Annotated in this window: 4 protein-coding genes; all 4 read left to right on the forward strand. The window is 34.2% G+C overall.

Going from position 1 to position 3,274, the window contains the following annotated elements; genetic code table 11:
- Positions 1 to 80: 80 nt before the first annotated feature.
- Positions 81 to 968 carry a 4-hydroxy-tetrahydrodipicolinate synthase gene (gene dapA / locus Q0F90_RS08365; RefSeq protein ID WP_296004703.1) on the forward strand — a complete coding sequence of 296 codons (888 nt, stop codon included), beginning with the start codon at positions 81 to 83 and terminating at the stop codon, positions 966 to 968.
- A 251-nt stretch (positions 969 to 1,219) separates the two neighbouring features.
- Positions 1,220 to 1,612 (forward strand): aspartate 1-decarboxylase, encoded by a 393-nt coding sequence (gene panD, locus Q0F90_RS08370; protein WP_296004705.1) that lies wholly within the window; start codon positions 1,220 to 1,222, stop codon positions 1,610 to 1,612.
- 70 nt (positions 1,613 to 1,682) lie between these two features.
- The gene (gene panC, locus Q0F90_RS08375) at positions 1,683 to 2,525 is read left to right on the forward strand and encodes a pantoate--beta-alanine ligase (RefSeq protein ID WP_296004707.1); all 843 of its coding nucleotides are present in this window, start codon (positions 1,683 to 1,685) and stop codon (positions 2,523 to 2,525) included.
- 11 nt (positions 2,526 to 2,536) lie between these two features.
- Positions 2,537 to 3,274, forward strand: a 738-nt coding sequence (locus tag Q0F90_RS08380; protein ID WP_296004709.1) for a bile acid:sodium symporter family protein, incomplete at its 3' end; no start/stop codon positions are given.

Below are 3,274 nucleotides of genomic sequence, written 5' to 3' on the forward strand. Positions count from 1 at the left end.
GTGCAGCACTTAATGCATTGCAAATTGCTGAGTACTTGGTGGAAAAACAAGCATTTTAATCTTTCCAGGGGAGGACAGATATGAAAACCTTTGGTCGAGTGTTAACCGCTATGGTGACATCCTTTAATAGTGATGGATCCGTTAATATTGAAAATTGTGTGACTATTGCCAATCATTTATTAGATAATGGTTCGGATGGTCTTGTTGTATGTGGTACAACAGGTGAAAATCCTACTATGTCTAAAGAAGATAAATTAGCTTTATTTAATGCTATAGCTAAAGAATGTGGCCATAAAGGTACAATTATTGCCAATGTTGGTACTAACGATACAAAAGCCTCTGTAGAATTTGTAAAAGAAGTATCTAAAATCGAAGGTATTGATGGTTTATTAGTGGTAGTACCTTACTACAATAAACCTAACCAACAAGGTCAATATTTACATTTTAAAGCTATTGCGGAAGCTACTACATTACCAATTATGGTATATAATGTTCCAAGTCGTGTTGGGACGGGTATTTTCCCAACTACGTTGGTGCAATTACATAATGAATATCCTCACGTATGTGCCGTCAAAGAAGCAAGCGGTAACTTGATGATTGCATCTGAAATCAAACGCTTAATGCCTGGAGATGACTTCATGGTATATAGTGGTGATGATGGTCTTACATTGCCGATGTTAGCTGTTGGGGGATGTGGGGTAGTCTCCGTAGTATCCCATGTGGCTGGTAAAGATATGAATGCTATGATCCAAGCTTTTGAAGCTGGTCATAACCATGAAGCAATTCGTCTTCATCAAGGCTTATCTGAGATTGTTAAAGCAATGTTTATCACTACAAATCCAATTCCTGTAAAATATGCAGCTCGTAAAATTGGTTTGCCAGCTGGTATATTTAATTTACCGATGTGTGAGCCAACTGCTGATGAAGCCGCATATATCGATAAAGCATTAACGGAATATTTACAATAAAATATTAATAACGATAAAACCAGTAACTACTATGTAGCTACTGGTTTTGTTTTATAATTTTTCTATTTGTTACTAATAGTTATACAACAATAACCAAAAATGTAATATATAAATTTTTTATTGTGGTATAATTTCACTGGAGATAGTATTTTTAACTATACTCTAGTCTACTGTTAATTCATGATAAACAACAATTTGTGATATTTCGAATCGACCATGAGGCGGTTACATTAAAACACAAGGAGTTTAACATGGAACTAACAATGTTAAAAGGTAAAATTCACAGAGCCACTGTGACGCAAGCAGAACTTGATTACGTAGGGAGCATTACTATTGATACAGATCTTTTGAGTGCATCTGGAATACGAGAATATGAACAAGTTCAAATTGTAAATATTAATAATGGAGCACGATTTAGCACATATACTATAGCCGGAGAAGCCGGTAGTGGTGTTATATGTTTAAATGGAGCTGCTGCACGGCATGTACAAGTACATGATAAAATTATTATCATGTGTTATGCGCAGTTAAATGAATCTGAAGTTGAGAGCCATAAGCCTCTCGTTGTATTTGTAGATACAAACAACAAGATAAGTCATATAAAAAACTATGAAAAACATGGTTTATTAGTTGATCAAGATTAATTGTTATTGATCGAATTACAGTAGACTGTATAGGACTATCTTCGTATTTACAATAAACGGAGGAATCACTATGGAACATGTACTTACAATTGAAAATGTACGCAATACGATTAGTAAATGGAAAAAAGAAGGATATTCCATTGGGTATGTACCAACTATGGGATTTTTACACGACGGACATGCTTCTTTAATAGATCAAGCTAGAAAGAATAATGATAAGGTAATTGTCTCCATTTTCGTAAATCCCATTCAATTTGGAGAGAATGAAGACTTAAGCACCTATCCGCGTGATATTAATAGCGATAAAAAGCTATGCGAATCACATGGTGTTGACCTCATATTTACACCTAGCCCAGAAGAAATGTATCAAGATAAAAAGGCTTTTGTAGATATTGTTGATTTATCTAATACATTATGTGGTATTCGTAGACCAATTCACTTTAAAGGTGTTTGTACTGTGGTAGCTAAATTCTTCAATATTATCCAGCCTACAAATGCATATTTTGGTGAAAAGGATGCTCAACAATTAGCTAGTATACGTAAAATGGTTTTTGATTTAAACTTTCCTGTAAATATCATTGGCGTTCCTATTGTACGTGAACAAGATGGATTAGCAAAATCTTCTCGCAATACATATTTATCTACTGAAGAGCGTAAGGCAGCAACTATATTATATAAATCTATCCAAAAAGGTAAAGAATCTATTACACCAGGTTGTTCTGTGGATAGTGTTATTAATACTATGACAGAAATTATACAGTCAGAACCTCTTGCTAAAATTGACTATATTTCAGTTGTAGATGCTTATTCTATGCAACCTGTTCAAGTGGTTAATTCACCTGTACTAGTTGCTATGGCCGTATATATTGGTACTACACGACTCATAGATAACTTCTCCTATGATCCAAACTAGGGGGAGAGGTTATGAATCAACTAGTAACACTAAATCAGTTAATATCCAAATACTTAATGATACTAATCATAGGCTTTTCTTGTATTGCTTATATAGTGCCTTCATATTTTGCTTGGGCCATAGCGTATACACCATTTTTACTTGGCATCGCTATGTTTGGGATGGGACTAACTATTAAATTTGAAGATTTGTGTAGTATTCTCAGAAAACCAAAAGATATTTGTATAGGTGTACTTGCTCAATATACTATAATGCCTTTATTAGCTTGGGGCATCTGCCATATTTTCAATTTACCGCCTGACTTAGCAATCGGTGTTATATTAGTTGGTTGTTGCCCAGGTGGAACCGCCAGCAATGTCATAACGTACATTGCTAGAGGTGATGTTCCACTTTCAGTAGGAATGACGATTACATCAACATTAATAGCCCCCATTGTAACGCCTTTACTAATCCTATATATTGGAGGTACATGGGTAAATGTGGCATTATTACCAATGATAATAACTATGGTAAAAGTAATTATAGTTCCCATATTGTTAGGTACAATCATCCAATATGTATGTAAGTCACGGATTAATACATTAACTAGTGTAAGTCCTATTGTTTCTATGATTGCTATAATATTATTAATAGCAGCTATTATCGCTGTTAATAGAGATAAACTTTTAATTTCTGGCATAGAAACACTAATAGTTGTTGGTATACATAATATACTTGGCATGCTGTTAGGCTTAGGTGTAGGATATATA

This window comes from uncultured Veillonella sp., from assembly GCF_934190855.1.
Taxonomy (GTDB): Bacteria; Bacillota; Negativicutes; order Veillonellales; family Veillonellaceae; genus Veillonella.